Origin of the sequence: Rhodoplanes sp. (assembly GCF_013377085.1) — a bacterium.
Taxonomy (GTDB): domain Bacteria; phylum Pseudomonadota; class Alphaproteobacteria; order Rhizobiales; family Xanthobacteraceae; genus Rhodoplanes.
Map to the genome: position 1 here is coordinate 1 of NZ_JACAAX010000045.1, position 18,132 is coordinate 18,132.

The window sequence follows — 18,132 nt, forward strand, 5'->3', positions numbered from 1 at the left end:
GCCGCAGGGTGGCGGCGCCGAGACGCCGTGGCCGTCGAGCCCGCCGCGCGCCGGCATGGCGCCCACCCCCTCCCCGATGGGCGCCGGGCCGATGACGCCGGTGCCGCCCCGCGCCGGCGGTCCCGGCATGGGAATGGGCCCGGGTCCAGGCCCGGGCGCCGGCGCCGGCGGCCAACCGCCCTGCATGGACGAGTTCGCCAAGCTGCAGGCCGAAACCGACAAACGCGGCAAGGCCGCCAAGGCGGGCGTCGACAAGAAGGTGCCGCGCGAGGAGTTGTGCAAGCTGTTCACCGGCTTCGCCACGGCGATCGGCACCTGGGCGAAGTTCGCCCGCGACAAGGCGCCGACCTGCGGCATCCCGCCGAACATCGTCACGCAGCTCACGGCCGGCAGCACCAACATCGCCAAGAACGCCAAGCAGGTCTGCGCGACCGGCCCGGTCGGCGCCGGCCCCGCCGGTCCGCCGAGCCTGAGCGAGGCGCTCGGCACCGCCAGCGCCCCGGTCACGACGGCGCCGTCGGGCGGCGCCAAGCCCGGCACCGGCACGTTCAACACTCTCACCGGAAGCTCGATCGCTCGATGAACACGCTGCAGGGCCGGGTCGCCGATTCGGTCGGCAACTGGGTCGACCGCAACGCCCCGTCCGCCGTCAAGCCGTATCTGCGCCTGTCGCGCTTCGACCGTCCGATCGGCGCCTGGCTGCTGCTGCTCCCGTGCTGGTGGTCGGCCGCGCTCGCCGCCGTCGCGGCCGGCTGGCCGCTGCCGAACGTCTGGCACCTGATGCTGTTCTTCGTCGGCGCCTTCGTGATGCGCGGCGCCGGCTGCACCTGGAACGACATCGCCGACCACGACATCGACAAGCGGGTCGAGCGCACCCGGTCGCGGCCGATCGCGGCCGGGCAGGTCACCCTCTCGCAGGCGCTCGCCTATGCGATCCTGCAGTCGCTGGTCGGCTTCCTGGCGCTGGTCCAGTTCAACGGCTTCGCCATCGCCACCGGCATCGCCTCGCTCGGCATCGTCGCGCTCTATCCGTTCATGAAGCGGTTCACCTACTGGCCGCAGAGCGTGCTCGGCCTCGCCTTCTCGTGGGGCGCCCTGATGGGCTGGGCCTGTGCGCTCGGCCGCCTCGACCTCGCGCCGGTGCTGCTCTATCTCGGCTCGATCGCCTGGGTGATCGGCTACGACACCATCTACGCCCACCAGGACCGCGCCGACGATCTGTTCGCCGGCGTCATGTCGACGGCGCTGCTGTTCGGCGAGCGCACGAAGCCCATGCTGGTGCTGTTCTACGGGCTCGCCGTGTCGCTGATCGGCCTGGCCGGGCTGGCGGCCGGCGCGGGCTTTTGGTTCGGGGTCGGGCTCGCGGCCTTCGCGGCGCATCTCGGCTGGCAGATCGCCACGGTCGACATCGCCGACACGGCGAACTGTCTGATGCGGTTCCGCTCCAACCGCGACGCCGGCCTTCTGCTGTTCGCCGGCCTGGTGCTCGACGCCGCGCTGTAGCGCGGTGCAGCAGCGGCGACGTCGTCGCCACGACGCCGTCGCCGCGACGAGACTCCGACGGCGCCGAAGGATCTCACCCTGCGCCGCGGACGCGGGCGGATCGGCTTTTCTTTCGCCGGGATTTCGATATTCCTGTAACGAAGGCTCTGCGCCGGCTCGCCGTCGCGCGGCCGCGGGCGCGCGTGGACCATGTCGATGAGCGAGGCCGACACGAAGAGATCCGATTACGTCGATGCGCTGGCGCGCGGGCTCGCGGTCATCGAGGCGTTCGGCCGCACCACGCCGGAGCTGACCCTGTCCGAGGTCGCGCAGATCACCGGCATGTCGCCGGCGACGGCGCGCCGCAATCTGCACACGCTCGAAGAGCTCGGTTTCGTCAAACGGCACAACAAGCGCTTCCTGCTCGCGCCCCGCATCCTCACGCTCGGCTCGGCCTATCTCCAGGCCGCCAACATGGACGAGGCCGTGTTGCCCGAGCTGCGCCGCATCGTGACGCTGTTCGGCGATGCCGCCTCGATGGCGACCCTCGAGGGAACCGAGATCCTCTACATCGCGCATTTCTCCGAGCTGCGCGCGGCGCGGCGCACCGCGAGCGTCGGCGTCACCTATCCGGCCTACGCCACCTCGATGGGCCGCATCCTGCTCGCCGCATTGCCGCCCGCCGAGCTCGCCGCCTACTGGCGGGAGTTTCGCCCCGCCAAGCTGACCGACGTCACTGTCACGGATCGCGCCGAGCTCACGGCAATCCTCGAGGAGGCGCGCCGCGCCGGATACACGGTGTCGGTCGATCAGCTCGACTACGGCATCACGTCGCTCGCCGTGCCGGTGAAGAACGAGGCCGGCCGGGTGGTCGCCGCCATCAACACATCGGGCTATTCGCCGCGGCTCGATGCGACGAAGCTGGTCGAGGAGCGGCTCGCCGAGCTGCAGGTCTCGGCCGGCCGCATCGCCCATCTGCTGGCGCGCTATCCGGGTCTGGCGCATTCGCTGCTGGGCTGACGCCGGCCGCCTTTCGCGCGCCGCGGCGACGCCCGCGCGGGCAGATGCTGCGGCCTTCCCAGGGTCCGGCATGCTCGTGCCCCGGGCGGCCTTCCGGCGCTTGACAAGCGCCGCAGGCCGCCAATACTCTAGCGAATATATTTTCGTCTAGCGAAAAATAACATCTGCGAGCTCTCGCATCGCAGGGAGGAAACGCGGCCGGCGCCCGCGCCGGCCTGCCGAACACCGTAACGTCGCCACGCCCGTCGCACCGGCCGCATCGGCCGCCGCGCGACGGGATCGTTCCGACCATCCGGACCGCGACCGCTCGGACCGACACCCGCACTCGGGTCCGGACACCCCGGAGCCCGGAGACGTTCACAGGGGGAGAAGATGACATGGCGACGCTCGCAGCCGTTCTGGCCTCGACGCATCATCCGTTCTACCTGAAGGCCACGACGGCCCCGCCCGAGCAGCAGATGCCGCAGGCGGCCGAGTGGAAGCGCAAGGTCGAGGCCTATCGCGAGACGCTGACACGCGCCGAGCCCGACATCCTGGTGATGGTCGGCGCCGACCATTTCCACCAGTTCTTCCTCGACAACTACCCGACCTTCCTGATCGGCAAGGCGCCGCGCTACGACGCCACCTTCTACAACGAGGAGCGCGAGTTCGGCCTGCCCAAATACGTGCTCGAAGGGCACGAGGAGCTGTCCGGCTACATGCTGCAGGGGCTCTTGGACCGCGAGTTCGACTTCGCCTTCTCCAACGAGCTGAAGATCGACCACTCGATCATCTGCCCGATCATCACGGTGCGGCCGCAGGCCGACCTGCCGGTGGTGCCGATCTACGCCAACATCTTCGCGCCGCCCCTGCCCTCTCCAAAACGATTCTGGAAGCTCGGCCGGGCGATCCGCGAGATCATCGACGCCTATCCGTCCGACAAGCGCATCGCCGCAATCGGCACCGGCCATCTGTCGCTCGAGCTCGGCGGCCCGCGCCAGTTCGGCGAGCACGGTCCCGATCCGGAGTTCGACCGCCAGGCGATCGAATGGCTCGCCAACGGCGACATCGAGGCGATCCTCGCCAACGTGACGCACGAGAGCCTCGCCAAGGCCGGCAACGCCACCGCCGGCTTCATGGACATGATCCTGATGCTCGGCATCGCCGGCCCCGAGAAGGCCGCCTATGTCGACAATCTCGACCTCTTCCACACGATGGAAGCCTACTTCACGTGGTATCCGGAAGGAGCGGCCGCATGAGCAAGTACTATGTGGACAAGTTCCTCTACACGGTCGACCGCGACCCGGAGCTGCTGCGTCGCTACAAGGAGGATCCGCGCGCTCTGGTGACGACGTGGGAGCAGTCGATCGGCCCGAAGCTCAACGACTACGAGCGCTCGACCGTGCACAGTCTCACCGACGCCGAGCGCGAGGCGCTGATCAGGCACGACTATGTCGCGCTGTTCGAGATGGGGGCGCACTTCTTCCTGTCGCTGACCATCTTCATCGCGCTCTACGACGAGGAGTACATGGCCAAGCACGGCCCGCTGTCGTTCCAGCGCGAGTTCGCCGCCAAGCTCAGCCACTGGGCCGGCAAGGAGTATCCCTCCGTCGCGACGTGAGGGGGGGCTGTAGTCTCTGACGAGGATTTCCGGGTGATCAGTTCGAGTCGAATAATCGACGTCAGAGCAAGAACCGCCCCCCACCCCCGACCCCTCCCCGCCACGAGCTTCGCTCGCGGGGGGAGGGGAGAAGAAAGCGCCTCGGCCATCTCACTTTCGGCACGGCGCCTTGGCTCCCCTCCCCCCATTCGCCCTGGCGAATGGTGGGGAGGGGTCGGGGGTGGGGGGCAGTTCCACGCGCCGGCGCCGGCCATCTTCAAGTTCGAGCTGATCAGCAGCCGCCCATGACTCGTCATGGCCGGTCTCGTCCCGGCCATCCACGTCTTTGGCCGCGGCACGTCAGATAAGACGTGGATGCCCGCGACGAGTGCGGGCATGACGGGGGAGAAATCGTCGCTGCTGCTATGAGAAGCGGAAGCCGCCTTCACGCCGCCGCGACGCCCATCATGGCGTTGCGGATTTCTGCGTGGTCGATGGCGCCGTCGGCGCGGTCGAGGGTGCGGATGATGCGGCCGTGCTGCATCACATAGGCCCGCGAGGCGACGTCGACGGCCTGGAAGAAGCTCTGCTCGGCCATCAGGATGGTGAGCTTGCGGCTCTCCTGCAGCCGGGCGATCGCCTCGAACACCTGGCCCACCACGATCGGCGCGAGGCCGACCGAGGGCTCGTCGATCACCAGCACGGTCGGCGCGCACATCAGCGCGCGGGCGATGGCGAGGAGCTGCTGCTGGCCGCCGCTCATGGTGCCGGCGAGCTGGGCGCGGCGTTCTTTCAGCACCGGAAACGTGTCGAAGCACCAAGCGAGCGTGTCGGCGAGCGTCGCGCGGCCGCGCGGGCTCGAGCCGGCGAGCAGCAGGTTCTCGGTCACGCTGAGCGTCGGCACCAACCGCCGCCCCTCCGGCACGATGGCGATGCCTTCGCGCACGATCGCGTGCGGCGCGAGCCCGCCGAGGTCGACGCGGCGCCCGTCCCATTCGAGCGCGACGCGGCCGGCGGTCGGCTTCACCAGGCCCATCACGGTGTTGAGCAGCGTGCTCTTGCCGTTGCCGTTGGTGCCGAGCAGCGCGACGAACTCGCCCTCGCGCACCTCGATGGAAACGTCGCGCAGCACCGTGACGGCGCCGTAGCCGGCGGAAAGTCCCTCAATGACGAGTCTGTTCACCGAAATACACCTTCTGCACCAGCGGATCGGCGGCGACGGCCTCGGGTGCCGCATCGGCGATCACCCGGCCCGTCTCCAGGCAGACGATGCGGGTCGAGAAGCGCATCACCGCATGCATGATGTGCTCGATCATGATCACGGCGATGCCGGTCGCGCTCAGATGGGTGAGGATCGCCAGCACGTCGTCGATCTCGCCCTCGGACAGGCCGGCCATCGCCTCGTCGGCGACCAGCACCTTGGGCTGCACCACCAAAGCGCGGGCGAGCTCGAGCTTTCTCAGCTCGAGCTGCGACAGTCCGGCGGCCTCGTGATCGGCGCGGCGGAGGAGGCCGACCGACTCCAGCACCGCGAAGGCGCGGTCCTCGGCGTCGCCGGACGGGCAGATCTGGTCGATCGGCACCAGAAGATTCTCCAGCACGGTCATGCCGGTGAAGGGTTTGGGAATCTGGAAGCTGCGTGACAGACCCATGCGGGCGCGGCGGTGCGGCGGCGCGTCGGTGACGTCGACGCCGTCGAAGACGACGCGGCCCTGCTGCGGGCGCAGCGTGCCGCTGATGCAGTTGATCAGCGTCGTCTTGCCGGAGCCGTTCGGCCCGATGATGCCGAGCCGCTCGCCCCGGTGCAGCACCAGGTCGACCGGCCCGAGCGCCCGGAACGGCCCGAAGCGCTGCTCGACGCCGGTGACGGCGAGGATCGGCTCGCTCATGCGCCCCTCCGGCCGGTGAGCTTCTCGACGATGCCGACAATGCCGTCCGGCGCCACCGCGACGAACGCGATCAGCACGACGCCGACCACCAGGATGTTCAGCTCCGACGAGATGGTGACGCTGGCCGCCTGCTGGACGGTGGCGAGCAGCAGCGCGCCCAGCACCGGGCCGACCCAGCTCCGCTTGCCGCCGATCAGCGGCATGGCGATGGCATTGAGGCTGAGCGCCAGGCTGAAGGCGGTGCCGGGCTCGATGAAGGAGGCGTAGTAGACGTAAGGCGCGCCGGCGATCGCCAGCATGGCGCCCGAGATCGCGCAGGCGATCAGCTTCAGCCGGAAGGTCGGCACGCCGGCGCATTCGGCCGCGACCTCGCTCGCCTTCAGGGCCCGCAGCGCGCGCCCCATCGCCGAGATCTCGATCCACCGCGCCGCGGCGACGAAGGCGACGGCGATCGCGAGCATCACCATCAGCATGAACTGCGGCTGGCCGCCCGCCCAGGCCGGCGCCTGCGGCGGCATCAGCGCGAGCCCGGAGGCGCCGCCCAGATAATCGATGTTGTGGACCACGGTCTCGGCCATCACGACCAGCGCGATGGTGGCGATGGCGAAGTAGACGCCCTGCACCCGCAGCGTCATCCAGCCCATCGCGAGGCCGAGCAGCGCGCCGGCGGCGCCGGCCGCCGCGATCGACACCGGCAGCGGCGCGCCCATCGCCTTGACCAGGAAAGCCGCCGTGTAGACGCCGACGCCATAGAAGGCGGTGGGGCCGAAATTGATGTAGCCGGCGTAGCCGCCGAGCACGTTCCAGCCGGTCGCCACCGCGACATACTGGATCACGACGTAGCCGGCGAAGAAGATGTAGGGATTCTCGACTGTCCGCGTGAGCACGACGCCGAGCGCCAGCACGCCCACGCAGCCGAGCGCAAAGACGAGCGAGCGCCGGCCCGCCGACGGCGAGCGCCCGGGGCGGCGAACGGCAAGGTCCATCGCGGTCTCCCGGCTGCTCATCGCGACGCTCCGAACAACCCGGACGGCTTGAAGGCGAGCGTCGCCAGCAGCATCGTGAAGGCGACGGCGGGCGCCCAGGACGGGCTGCCGAAGGCGCCGACCAGCGCCTCGGTGACGCCGATCAGGATGCCGGCCGCGAGCGTGCCCGGGATCGAACCCATGCCGGCCAGGATGACGACCGCAAAGGCGCGGCCGATCTGCATGCGCCCGGCGAACGGGTCGATCGGCCCGACGATCACGAGCGCGGCGCCCGAGATCGCCGCCGTCGCGGCGGCGAGGCCGAAGGCATGCCGCTTGATCCAGCCCGGATTGATGCCGCTCACCGACAGCGCCCGCTCGTCGTGCGCCACCGCCCGGATGGCGATGCCCGCATAGGTGAACTTCAGATAGAGCCACAACGCCGTCACCATCACGGGCGCGACCAGGGCCGGGATCAGCAGCCGGTACGGCATCACGACCGGACCCAGGACCAGGCTCTGGCCGACATAGTCGACGTCGGTCGAGCGCTGGTCGGCGCCGAACTTCATCACCAGCACGGTCTCGATGACCAGCGAGACGCCGAAGAACAGCGTCAGCGCCTGCATGGTGTCGGCCTCGCCGCGCTTCTCGTAGATGCGCGAATAGAACTCGAAGAAGGCGATGCCGGCGCCGTAGAAGACGAGGGCGAGCGGCAGCGACACCAAGAGCGGATCCCAGCCCATGGCGTTGAACACGGTCGCGGCGAAGGCGCCCGTCACCACGAACACCGGATGGGCGATGTTGGGGATGTGCAGGAGGCCGAACGACACGGCCAGCCCGAGCGCGAGCGCCGCATAGATGCAGCCGAGCAGCACGCCCGTGCTGACGGCATTGGCGAGAAGTTCGAGGATCATCGTCGGCTCTGCATCACACGCGACCGGCGGGCGCACGCGACGCCCGCCGGACCGCCGGGGGAACCCGCACCGGACGAAAAGTCCGGAGCGCGCCAGAAACTCAGGACGAGCGGGCTTTCGCCAGCGGCGCGACCAGCTCGCCGGAGCGCAGCGACGGCGGATCGAGGATCACCTGGCGGCCGGGCTGGCGGAACTGCTCGACGTCCTTGCCCTTGATGTCGCGGAACTGCACCATCAGGACGCGCCGCTCGGTCCAGTCGCCGATCGCGTTGAACCGGGCCGGCCCGGCGATGGTCTTCACCTCGGTCTCGTGCAGCACCTTGGCCATCGCCGCCTTGTCGAGCGAGCCGGCGCCCGTCACGGCGGCGGCGATGAGCTGGCCGGCCACATAGGCGAAGGGCGGGATGTAGAAGCCGAGCGGATCGAGCCCCTGCTCGGCCGCGACCTTCTCGTAGCGGGACAGGAACGCCGTCATCTCGGTGTTGGCCATGGTCGGCTCCGGCGCATAGAGCGCGAAGCTGACGATGCCGTTGAGGGCCGGGCCGAGCGAGGTCAGCAGCGAGGCGTATTGCGTGCCGACCATGGCGCCGCCGAACAGTTTCACGCTGTCGCCGATGCCGACCTCGGAGAGGCCGCGCACCAGTGCCGTCGAGTCCGGCGGATAGGAGCAGACGAAGACGGCGTCCGGCGTCTGCGCCTTGATGTTGCGCAGGATCGACGAGAAGTCGTTGGTCGCCGGCGGATAGCTCTGCTTGTAGACGACCGTCATGCCGTACTCGGCGGCGATCTGCTCGGCGCCGCCGGCCGCCGTCTTGGCGAACTCGACGTCGGCCGACAGCACGGCGATGCGGCTGCAGCCGTTCTGCTTGGCGACGTCGAAGAAGCCGCGCGCCCAGTTGATCTTCGAGTCCGGCCCCCACGGCGCGCTGTGGAAGAACTTGTCGTGCCGCGTCGCGTCGTTGCCGGCCAGCGCGAACATGCCGATGGTGAACAGGTCGCGCTGCTTGATGAACGGCATCAGCGGCGCCGACAGCCCGGCCCCGTAGGGGGAGACCAGCACGTCGACCTTGTCGATGTCGACCAGCTTGGAGAACAGGCTGGGGATCTGCGCCACCGCGCTCTGATCGTCGTAGGTGACGAGCTCGACCGGACGGCCCAAGAGGCCGCCGGCCTTGTTGACGTCGTCGCGCCACAGCTCGAGCCCCGTGAGGGTGCTCTTGGTCGCCGACAACGCACCGGTCTTCGAGATGGTGGTGCCGATCCGGATCGGGGCGCCCTGCCCGTGTGCCGACCGCCAGACGGCCGGCATCGCAACTGCTGCACCGGCCGCTGCGACGAGCGTGCCGAATTCTCTCCGCGTGGCGGCCATTTCACTCCCCTTGGGTTTATGCTCGCGGCGATTTTTCGCCTAGCGAATTTTATTTCGTTAATTGTGGGCGGACTCGACCATGCTGTCAAGGCGAGCCGTGGCACGCCGGTGCCGCGGCGAGCGGTGATTGGATGATTTGATCGTGAGGCGCCGCAGCCGTAGGGCGCCAATGAGCGCAGCGAATTGCGCCGGATAGACCCTTAAACAAAAAAGGCCCGCCGAACGGGCGGGCCGATGTCCAGATCGTTTCGGTGCAATTCGCGCTTTGCGCTCATTGCACCCTACTTGAAAGGGGCTCGGTCAGCTCCGCGCGATGATCTCTTTCTCGTTCCTGAAGACCTGCGGCGCGGGTGACACCCGGCCGGGCTTGCGACGCAGCAGGATCGAGGCGCGGCGACGCTTGATCGGGCCGCAGCGGCGGCGACGCCCCTGAGACTCGGCGACCCGCACCGCACCGAGCCGCGCGAAAGGCTCGCGCAAGCTTCCGTCCGGCTCGGCGACCAGGAGCGGCAGGCCGAGCACATTGGCCCAGAGCTGCCATTCGGCGACCGCGTCGGTGCCGTCGGCGGCGACGAACAGCGGCACCGTCAGCGCCTCGTCGCGATGCGCCAGCACGACCGCGACCGAACCGTCGCCGGTCTCGTCGGGCGGCACCACGCGCAGCGCGACGCCGAGATAGCTTTGGATCGGCAGCGACAGCTTCATCCGCATGCCGGCGACGGCGCGCCGCAGCACCACCCGCTCGCGGGCGAGCTCGACGATCCGTTCGCACGTGTCGGCGGACGTGTCGGCGGTCCGGAAACGAACCGGAAGAGCGAAGGGGTCGAGCCGGACATGCCGGCTCGACCCGGAGGGAGCGACCCCACCGGCACTCATTTGACGCCTCGCTTTTTAAGCATCCCTGTTCGGACTCTGTCGGCCCGATCTTTCATGTGAGACTAGCGCCGATCGCTTGGTTTCGTCTTAAAAGCCCTGGTTAATCGGGCGTTTCTCCAATCGTTCGAACCACATGCTTGACGGAGCGTTGCGAAAGCCGCTCTCATTGGAAAGGTCGCCCCGAAAAGGACGCGGCCGCGCCGCCTCCGCACAGCGGCGGTTTCTCCTTGATCGCCGCGGCCGCGCGCCCCATCTCGTGTCTGCATCCGCCGGCCCGTCTCGCCCGCTCGTCCGACCCGCTCGTCTCGTCGTCCCTCGCATCGAAAGCGCAAGCCCGCCCATGTCCTCCCTGTTCGATCAGTCCGCGCTCGTCACCCTCGCCGAGCGTCTCGTCGCTGCGGCGAAACGCGCCGGGGCCGATGCGGCCGATGCGATCGCGACGCGCGGCGTGTCGCTCGCCGTCGAGGTGCGCGACGGCACCGTGGAGGAATCGACGCGCTCCGAGGACGACGATGTCGGCCTGCGCGTGCTGGTCGGCCGCCGCCAGGCGGTGGTGTCGACCAACGATCTGGTGCGCGAGGGCGTAGATGCGCTGGCCGAGCGCGCCGTCGCGATGGCACGTGTCGCCCCCGAGGATCCTCATGCGGGGCTCGCCGATCCGGCGCTGCTGGCGAAGGACATTCCGGATCTGGATCTCGTCGATCGCGCCGTGGCGGACGTCGACGTGCTGGAGCAGCGCGCGAAAGCCGCCGAGGCTGCGGGGCTCGCGGTCGCGGGGGTGAGCAAATCAGGCGGCGCCTCGGCGTCATCCGGCATCGGCGGCATGGTGCTGGTGACCTCGACGGGCTTCACCGGCATCTATGTCGGCTCGCGCCATTCCGTGTCGATGCAGGCGATCGCCGGCGAGGGCACCCGGATGGAGCGCGACTACGACTGGTCGTCGGCCGTCTATGCGAGCGATCTCGACGATCCCGCCGCGATCGGCCGCTCGGCCGGCGAGCGTGCGGTCAAGCGGCTCGATCCGCGCAAGGTGACGACCCGCAAGGTGCCGGTGGTGTTCGATCCGCGCGTCGCCGGCTCGCTGGTCTCGCATCTCGTCTCGGCTGTGAACGGTGCCTCGATTGCCCGCAAGACCAGCCTGCTGCGCGACAAGCTCGGCCAGCAGGTCTTCGCTCCCGGCATTCGCATCATCGACGATCCGCTGCGCCGGCGCGGCCTGCGCTCGCATCCGTTCGACGCCGAGGGCGTCGCCGGAAAGCCGCGCGCGCTGGTCGACGACGGCGTGATCACGACCTGGCTGCTCGACTGCGCGACGGCGCGCGAGCTCGGCATGACCACGACCGGCCACGCGCAGCGCGGCGTCTCCTCGACGCCGAGCCCGAGCGCGTCGAACGTCCATCTGGAGGCCGGTGCCGAAACGCCCGGCGAGCTGCTCACCGACATCTCCGACGGTCTGTTCGTCACCGACCTGATCGGCATGGGCGTCAACATGGTGACGGGCGACTACAGCCGCGGCGCCGCCGGCTTCTGGATCGAGAACGGCGAGCTCACCTATCCGGTCAGCGAGGTGACGATCGCCGGCAACCTGATCGACATGTTCGGCACGCTGCGGCCGGCGAACGATCTCACGTTCCGCTTCGGCGTCAACGCACCCACGGTGCGGGCGGAGGGACTGACCGTTGCAGGCGTCTGAGCAGATCGACCGCGGCGCCGTCGTCAAAGGGCTCGCCGCGCTCGTGCGCGAGGCCGGCGCGCTGGCGCTGCGCTCGACCCGCAGCCCGATCAAGAGCTGGTTCAAGGGCGCCGGCGACGGCTCGCCGGTGTCAGAGATCGATCTCGCGGTCGACCGGCTGTTGAAGGAGCGGCTCGGCGCGCTGCTGCCCGGCTGCGGCTGGCTCTCCGAGGAGACCGAGGACGACCCGGCCCGGCTCGGCTGCGACCGGCTGTGGGTGGTCGATCCGATCGACGGCACCCGCGGATTCCTGGCCGGCAAGCCCGACTGGACCGTCTCGGTGGCGCTGGTCGAGCATGGCCGGCCCGTGATCGGGGCGCTGTTCGCGCCGGCGAGCGACGAGATGTTCCTCGCCACCGCGGGAGGCGGCGCGACCCGCAACGGCACGCCGATCGCGGTCGCGCGCGCCGGCGTCGCGCAGGACAGAGCGACGCTCGCAGGCTCGCGCGTCGCCGGCCCGCCGCGCCTGCTCGAACGGCTCGCCGCGACGACTCCCGGCCTGGTGCTGGAGCCCAAGGTTCACTCGCTGGCGCTGCGCTTCGCACGCGTCGCACAGGGCGCGATCCACGTCGCCTTCGCGTCCCGCGAGAGCCACGACTGGGACCTTGCGGCTGCCGATCTTTTGGTGCACGAAGCCGCAGGGACGCTGACGACGGTTACGGGTGAATCCATCCGGTACAACCGCCCGGTTCCGACGCACGAGGCGCTGATCGCAGCCGACCCCGCGCGCCATCGGGCGGTGAGCGAGATCGTCGCGACGCTGGCGCGGACGCCGCGCTGAGCCGGCCCTCCGTCGCACCACTCCCGTGGGCGACGGCTCTGCCCGACGGATCTGCGCGACAAGGGAGGCGGCGGTCTTGGTCGAACGATTGCCGTTCACCTTCGCGGCGTACCGGTTCGCCACCACGGTGGCCACTCCCTTTGCCCGCTATCTGCTCGCCCACCGGCTGAAGCGCGGCAAGGAGCATCCCGAGCGGATTGCCGAACGACGCGGCGAGGCCGGCGCGGCGCGGCCACGCGGTCCGCTGGTGTGGGTGCATGGCGCCAGCGTCGGCGAGCTGATCGCGGCGCTGCCCGTGGTGGAGCGCCTCTGCGCCCGCGGCCTCGCCGTGCTGGTCACCACCGGCACGGTGACGTCGTCCGAGGTCGCAGCAAGGCGCCTGCCGGCCGGCGCGTTGCACCAGTTCGTGCCGCTCGACGCGCCGTCCTATGTGGCGCGCTTCCTCGACCATTGGCGGCCCGATCTCGGCCTGTTCGTCGAGTCCGACCTGTGGCCGAACCTGATCGTCGGCTGCGCCACGCGCCACATCCCGCTGATCCTGATCAACGGCCGGCTGTCGGAGCGCTCCTACGAGAAGTGGCGGCGCGCGCCCGCCACCATCGAGGCGCTGCTGTCGCGCTTTGATCTCTGCCTGGTGCGCTCGCCCGAGGACGCGCAGCGCTTCGGCGCGCTCGGCGCGCCGCGCATCGGCGTCACCGGCAATCTCAAGCTCGACGTGCCGGCCCTGCCGGTCGATCCCGCCCGCTTCGCCGAGCTGCGGCGCGCGCTCGGCAGCCGACCCCTGGTCGTCGCCGCCTCGACCCATGCGGGCGAGGAGATGGTGCTGATCGAGGCGCACCGCCGCCTGCGGATCGACTTCCCGCGGCTCATCACCGTGATCGCGCCGCGCCATCCGGATCGCGGCGACGAGATCGCCATGATGGCGAAGATCTCCGGCCTCGAGGCACGGCGCCGCTCGCAGGGCGTGCTGCCCAACGCGGCGACCGAGATCTATGTGAGCGACACGCTCGGCGAGCTCGGCCTGCTCTATCGCCTCGCGCCCGTCGTGTTCATGGGCGGCTCGCTGATCCCGCATGGCGGGCAGAACCCGATCGAGCCGATCAAGCTCGGCGCCGCGGTGCTGCACGGGCCGCATGTGAAGAACTTCGCCGACATCTACGCGGCACTCGACCACGCCGGCGGCGCCCAGCCGGTCGCCGACGGCGACGATCTGGCCCGTCGGCTGGCGCTGCTGCTCGCCGACCAGGAGGCGCGCGCGCGGCTCGCCGCGGCGGGCGAGCGGACCGTGCAGATCCTCGCCGGCGCGGTCGAGCGTACCATGGCGGCGCTGGAGCCCTATCTGGCGCAGATCCGGATCGGGAGCCGCCCCGGCGATGCGTGAACCAGCCTTCTGGTGGCGCGCACCGGGCCTCGCCTCCGGCCTGCTGGCCCCGCTCGCCGCGATCTACGGCCATGTCGCCGAGAAGCGCCTGCGGCGGCCGGGCGCGACCCTGCCGGTGCCGGTGGTCTGCGTCGGCAATCTCACGGTCGGCGGCGCCGGCAAGACCCCGACCGCCATCGCGCTCGCCCGCCTGATGCAGGCGGCCGGGCTCGCCCCGGTCTTTCTCACCCGCGGCTACAAGGGCCGGCTCGCCGGGCCGCTGCGGGTCGATCCGACGGCGGCCGCCGCCGATGTCGGCGACGAGCCGCTGCTGCTCGCCCGCGTCGCACCGACGATCCTGGCCCGCGACCGCGTCGCCGGTGCGGCACTGGCGCTCACCGCGCGGGCGAGCGCCATCGTGATGGACGACGGGCTGCAGAACCCGTCTCTGGTCAAGACGATCGCCCTGGTGGTGCTCGACGGGCGCCGCGGCGCCGGCAATGCCCGCGTGGTCCCGGCCGGGCCGCTGCGCGCGCCGCTCGAGGCGCAGCTCGACCGCGCCCATGGCCTGCTGGTGGTGGGCGAGCCGTCGGCCGCGGCGGAGGAGATCGTCGGCATGGTCCGCAAGCGCGGCCTGCCGGTGTTCTTCGGACGCCTGGCACCGGACCCGGCCGCCGTGGCGACGTTGCGCGGACAAAAGCTGCTCGCCTATGCGGGCATCGCCGATCCGGACAAGTTCGTCGCGACGCTGGCGGCGGCCGGGCTGGCGCCGGCGCAGACGGTGCGCTTCGCCGACCACCACGCCTTCACGCCCGCGGAGGCCGCGCGGCTCCTTGCCGACGCCGACGCGAACGGGCTGCGGCTGGTCACCACCGAGAAGGATGTCTTGCGCCTGCAGGGCGATCCGGCGCTGGCCGGGCTGGCGGCCAGGAGCGCCGTGCTGCCGGTCGGCCTGGTGCTCGACGAGCCCGCCGCGATGCGGGCCTTCCTGGCGGGGCGGACCGGCCTGCGGCTTTAGGAACGCGGCACTTCGGTCAGGTCGGCTTGAGGCGGTCGGGATAGAGCCGCTGCGCCACCGCCTCGGGACCCGAATAGGCTTCCTGGTGCTCGACGCTCCAGTATTTCAGCTCCTCGAGCGGGATCGGCACGCCCGTCACGGCGCAACGCACGAAGGCGCCGGGGCGCAGCACGCGAAAATCGGCGTCGAGATAACGAATTTCCGCCTCGCCCGTCTGCGGCGAGCGATAATCGAAGCGGTTCAGCACAAAAGACCTCCCGAGCACGTTCGGGCCGGACCAGCCGGCGGCGTCCGGCCCCAATGTAATCGCTCGCGGGCGACGACGAAACCCCGCCGAGCGGCGCAAACGGCCCACGTCGATCGGCGATCGCGGCCATGGTAGGATGGGCCATGAACGGCGGAGCCATGCGGGTCGTCACCTCACTGCTCTTCATCGTGCTCGCGACCGCGCCCGGGCGGGCGGCGCCGGGCCCATCCGAGCCGCCCGCCGCGGAGGCCGCCGGCATGGCCGCGACACCGGCGGCATCCGCCCCGGCGGGCGCATTCGGCGGCGAGGCCGTGCGCATCCCGTCCCGCGACACCACGCTCACGGCCGCCCTGTTCCGGCCGGACGGCGCCGGGCCGTTCCCGGCCGTGGTTGCCCTGCACGGCTGCGGCGGGCTCGCCAAGGAGAGCCTCGATCCGCGCTACCGCGACTGGGCCAAGGCGCTCAACGATCGCGGCTTCGTCGTGCTGTTTCCCGACAGCTTCGGCTCGCGCGGGCTGGGCTCGCAGTGCCGGGTGCGGGCCCGCAGCGTCACGCCCGAGCGCGAGCGGACCGCCGACGCCGACGCGGCGCGCCGCTGGCTGCAGGCGCAGTCCTATGTGCGTGCCGACCGGATCTCGCTGCTCGGCTGGTCGAACGGCGGCAGCAGCGTCCTGTGGGCGGTCCGCCCGCAGAGCCGCACGGAGCGATCGAGCCCCGACTTCCGCTCCGCCGTGGCATTCTATCCGGGCTGCGCCCGCCTGGTGCCACGGGCCTGGAGCGCCCGCGTGCCGACCCTGGTGCTGATCGGCGGCGCCGACGACTGGACCCCGGCGGCGGCCTGCGAGCAGATGGTGGCGGGCGCACGCGGCCGCAGCGCCCTGACGGCCATCGAGGTCTATCCGGGCGCCTATCACGACTTCGACGCCCCCGACCGCCCGGTGCGCCTCCACACCGGCCTCACCTTCTCGGCCGACGGCTCCGGCCGGGCGCACAGCGGCACCAATCCGGCGGCCCGCGCCGACGCGTTCCAGCGCGCCCCGGCCTGGCTGGCCCGGTGAGGACGGTTTTCTAGAACAGCCGTCCCATACTCTGACTCGTCATACGCGGGCTCGACCCGCGTATCCATCTCTAGAAAAGACATCAGTTTCAGTAGCTTGATGGATGGCCGGGTCAAGCCCGGCCATGACGCGAGGGGGCGAAGCCTGCGAGGGCTGGTTTTAGAACAGCGTGCCCTGCCCGGCCGCAGGCGCCTTTCGGCGCCCCGGCCTGGCCGGGTTCGGCCGCTCCTGCGGGGAGGGCTGGGGCGACGCCTGCGGCGAGGTGGGCGGCGTGGCGCCAGTACCGCCGTCGGCCGTGGCGCCCACCCTCCCGTCGGAAAATTGGAGCGAGAGGCGTTGCCCGGCCACCACCGCGGCGGCGCTGCGCAGCGGCCGGTCGTCCGGCCCGCGCACCAGGGCAAAACCGCGCGCCAGCACGCCCGTGTAGGACAGCGCCGCAAGGAGCTGGCCGGCCCGGGCGAGGCGGGCGCGGCGCTCCGCCAGGAGCCCCCTGGAGGCCCGGGCAGCCCGGCTGGACAGTGCGGCGATGCGCTCGCGGTCGCGCACCAGGGCCTGGCGATGCGCCGCCAGCGCGGCCCGCAGCGCCGCCGTCAGCCGGCCCGAGGCGGCCGTGAAACGGTCGCGGCGGCGCTCGGATCGAACGCGCAGGCTGCGCAGCGTGCGTCCCGACAGGACGGCGAGGCGCTCGCGCTCGCGCGCCACCCGGCTGCGCAGCACCAGCGGCGTCAGCCGCGCCGCGATCCGCGAAAAGTCGGAGCGGTGGCGGTGGGCCCCGGCGAGCAGCGCCCGCGGCAACCGCCCGGCGGCCCCGTCGAGCCTTTGGCGCGACACCGCGAACAAGGCATCGGCGGTGGGCAGCGCCCGGGCGGCGGAGCGCAGCGCGACGCGGCGAGCCTCCTGGGTCCGGGTCCAGCAGGTCAGCACCCGCCGGCCGAGGCCGTCGACGCGGGCCAACAGCTCGGAGCGGACCGGCACCGCCATCTCGGCGGCGGCCGTCGGGGTCGGGGCGCGGCGGTCGGCGGCGAAGTCGATCAGGGTGACGTCGGTCTCGTGGCCGACGGCCGAGATCAGCGCAATGTCGCTGTCGGCCGCGGCCCGCACCACGACCTCCTCGTTGAAGGCCCACAGATCCTCGATCGAGCCGCCGCCGCGGGCGACGATCAGGAGGTCCGGCCGCGGGATCGGCCCGCCCTCGGGCAGCGCGTTGAAGCCGCGGATGGCGGCGGCGATCTCCTCGGCCGCGCCCTCGCCCTGCACCCGCACGGGCCACACCAGCACGGGCCGCGGGAAGCGATCGGCGAGACGGTGCAGGATGTCGCGAATGACGGCCCCGGTCGGCGACGTGACGACGCCGATCACGTTGGGCAGCGACGGCAGGAGCTGCTTCCTCGCCTCGTCGAACAGGCCCTCGGCGGCGAGCGCCTGCTTGCGCTGCTCGAGCAGCGCCATCAGGGCGCCGAGGCCGGCCGGCTCCAGGGTCTCGATGACGATCTGGTAGGTCGAGCGCCCCGGATAGGTGGTGAGCCGCCCGGTGGCGATCACCTCCAGGCCCTCCTCCGGCTTGACCCGCATGCGAGCGAAGGCGGTGCGCCACACCACGGCGTCGATGCGGGCGCTCTCGTCCTTCAAGGCGAAATAGGCATGGCCGGAGGAGTGAACGCCGCGAAACCCGGAGATCTCGCCGCGCACCCGGACATGCCCGAAGGCGTCCTCGACGGTGCGCTTGAGCGCCGAGGAGAGCTCCGACACGGTCCATTCGGGGATGTTGAGGCGGGGCTCGTCCATGGTCTCGGCTTTCACCTCTCCCCGCTCGCGGGGAGAGGTCGAACCGCGCAGCGGTCC

General features: G+C 70.9%; 18 protein-coding genes. 10 read left to right on the top strand and 8 right to left on the bottom strand.

Going from position 1 to position 18,132, the window contains the following annotated elements:
* From HXX10_RS24145 to HXX10_RS24165, 5 genes are all read left to right on the top strand, one after another.
* A partial coding sequence (locus HXX10_RS24145; RefSeq protein WP_296525825.1) for a hypothetical protein occupies positions 1-583 on the top strand: 583 nt, incomplete at its 5' end.
* The gene (gene ubiA, locus HXX10_RS24150) at positions 580-1,503 is read left to right on the top strand and encodes a 4-hydroxybenzoate octaprenyltransferase (RefSeq protein WP_296525826.1); all 924 of its coding nucleotides are present in this window, start codon (positions 580-582) and stop codon (positions 1,501-1,503) included. The genes HXX10_RS24145 and ubiA, both read left to right, overlap by 4 nt.
* A 195-nt stretch (positions 1,504-1,698) precedes the next feature.
* The gene (locus HXX10_RS24155) at positions 1,699-2,502 is read left to right on the top strand and encodes an IclR family transcriptional regulator C-terminal domain-containing protein (protein WP_296525827.1); all 804 of its coding nucleotides are present in this window, start codon (positions 1,699-1,701) and stop codon (positions 2,500-2,502) included.
* A gap of 377 nt (positions 2,503-2,879) precedes the next feature.
* Positions 2,880-3,740, top strand: a complete 861-nt coding sequence (locus HXX10_RS24160; protein WP_296525828.1) for an extradiol ring-cleavage dioxygenase — start codon at positions 2,880-2,882, stop codon at positions 3,738-3,740.
* Positions 3,737-4,102 (top strand): hypothetical protein, encoded by a 366-nt coding sequence (locus HXX10_RS24165; protein ID WP_296525829.1) that lies wholly within the window; start codon positions 3,737-3,739, stop codon positions 4,100-4,102. The genes HXX10_RS24160 and HXX10_RS24165 overlap by 4 nt, the downstream gene beginning before the upstream one ends.
* Before the next feature lie 424 nt (positions 4,103-4,526).
* Here the strand turns inward: HXX10_RS24165 and HXX10_RS24170 are convergent, their stop codons facing one another.
* From HXX10_RS24170 to HXX10_RS24195, 6 genes are all read right to left on the bottom strand, one after another.
* On the bottom strand, positions 4,527-5,264 hold the full coding sequence (locus HXX10_RS24170; RefSeq protein WP_296525830.1) for an ABC transporter ATP-binding protein: 738 nt from the start codon (positions 5,262-5,264) through the stop codon (positions 4,527-4,529).
* On the bottom strand, positions 5,245-5,970 hold the full coding sequence (locus HXX10_RS24175) for an ABC transporter ATP-binding protein (protein ID WP_296525831.1): 726 nt from the start codon (positions 5,968-5,970) through the stop codon (positions 5,245-5,247). The genes HXX10_RS24170 and HXX10_RS24175 overlap by 20 nt, the downstream gene beginning before the upstream one ends.
* Entirely contained in the window at positions 5,967-6,956 is a 990-nt protein-coding gene (locus HXX10_RS24180) for a branched-chain amino acid ABC transporter permease (protein ID WP_296525832.1), read from the bottom strand. The genes HXX10_RS24175 and HXX10_RS24180 overlap by 4 nt, the downstream gene beginning before the upstream one ends.
* A 17-nt stretch (positions 6,957-6,973) precedes the next feature.
* A complete protein-coding gene (locus HXX10_RS24185; RefSeq protein ID WP_296525833.1) occupies positions 6,974-7,849 on the bottom strand; it encodes a branched-chain amino acid ABC transporter permease in 876 nt (291 codons plus the stop codon).
* Positions 7,850-7,949: 100 nt separating this feature from the next.
* The gene (locus HXX10_RS24190; protein ID WP_296525834.1) at positions 7,950-9,218 is read right to left on the bottom strand and encodes an amino acid ABC transporter substrate-binding protein; all 1,269 of its coding nucleotides are present in this window, start codon (positions 9,216-9,218) and stop codon (positions 7,950-7,952) included.
* A 300-nt stretch (positions 9,219-9,518) separates the two neighbouring features.
* Positions 9,519-10,094, bottom strand: a complete 576-nt coding sequence (locus HXX10_RS24195) for a DUF6101 family protein (protein WP_296525835.1) — start codon at positions 10,092-10,094, stop codon at positions 9,519-9,521.
* 340 nt (positions 10,095-10,434) lie between these two features.
* Between HXX10_RS24195 and HXX10_RS24200 the strand changes: the two genes are divergently transcribed.
* The 4 genes from HXX10_RS24200 (at position 10,435) to lpxK (ending at position 14,985) form a co-directional block, all read left to right on the top strand.
* The gene (locus tag HXX10_RS24200; RefSeq protein WP_296525836.1) at positions 10,435-11,787 is read left to right on the top strand and encodes a TldD/PmbA family protein; all 1,353 of its coding nucleotides are present in this window, start codon (positions 10,435-10,437) and stop codon (positions 11,785-11,787) included.
* Complete coding sequence (locus HXX10_RS24205; protein ID WP_296525837.1) at positions 11,774-12,607, top strand: 3'(2'),5'-bisphosphate nucleotidase CysQ; 834 nt, start codon at positions 11,774-11,776, stop codon at positions 12,605-12,607. The genes HXX10_RS24200 and HXX10_RS24205 overlap by 14 nt, the downstream gene beginning before the upstream one ends.
* Before the next feature lie 76 nt (positions 12,608-12,683).
* The gene (locus HXX10_RS24210; RefSeq protein WP_296525838.1) at positions 12,684-13,988 is read left to right on the top strand and encodes a 3-deoxy-D-manno-octulosonic acid transferase; all 1,305 of its coding nucleotides are present in this window, start codon (positions 12,684-12,686) and stop codon (positions 13,986-13,988) included.
* Positions 13,981-14,985 (top strand): tetraacyldisaccharide 4'-kinase, encoded by a 1,005-nt coding sequence (lpxK, locus tag HXX10_RS24215; protein ID WP_296525839.1) that lies wholly within the window; start codon positions 13,981-13,983, stop codon positions 14,983-14,985. The genes HXX10_RS24210 and lpxK overlap by 8 nt, the downstream gene beginning before the upstream one ends.
* Before the next feature lie 16 nt (positions 14,986-15,001).
* Here the strand turns inward: lpxK and HXX10_RS24220 are convergent, their stop codons facing one another.
* Positions 15,002-15,229, bottom strand: a complete 228-nt coding sequence (locus HXX10_RS24220; RefSeq protein ID WP_296525879.1) for a DUF2093 domain-containing protein — start codon at positions 15,227-15,229, stop codon at positions 15,002-15,004.
* A gap of 146 nt (positions 15,230-15,375) precedes the next feature.
* Here HXX10_RS24220 and HXX10_RS24225 point away from each other — a divergent pair, with 146 nt between their 5' ends.
* Complete coding sequence (locus HXX10_RS24225) at positions 15,376-16,290, top strand: dienelactone hydrolase family protein (protein WP_296525840.1); 915 nt, start codon at positions 15,376-15,378, stop codon at positions 16,288-16,290.
* A gap of 159 nt (positions 16,291-16,449) precedes the next feature.
* Here the strand turns inward: HXX10_RS24225 and xseA are convergent, their stop codons facing one another.
* Positions 16,450-18,075 carry an exodeoxyribonuclease VII large subunit gene (gene xseA, locus HXX10_RS24230; RefSeq protein WP_296525841.1) on the bottom strand — a complete coding sequence of 542 codons (1,626 nt, stop codon included), beginning with the start codon at positions 18,073-18,075 and terminating at the stop codon, positions 16,450-16,452.
* Positions 18,076-18,132: the final 57 nt, after the last annotated feature.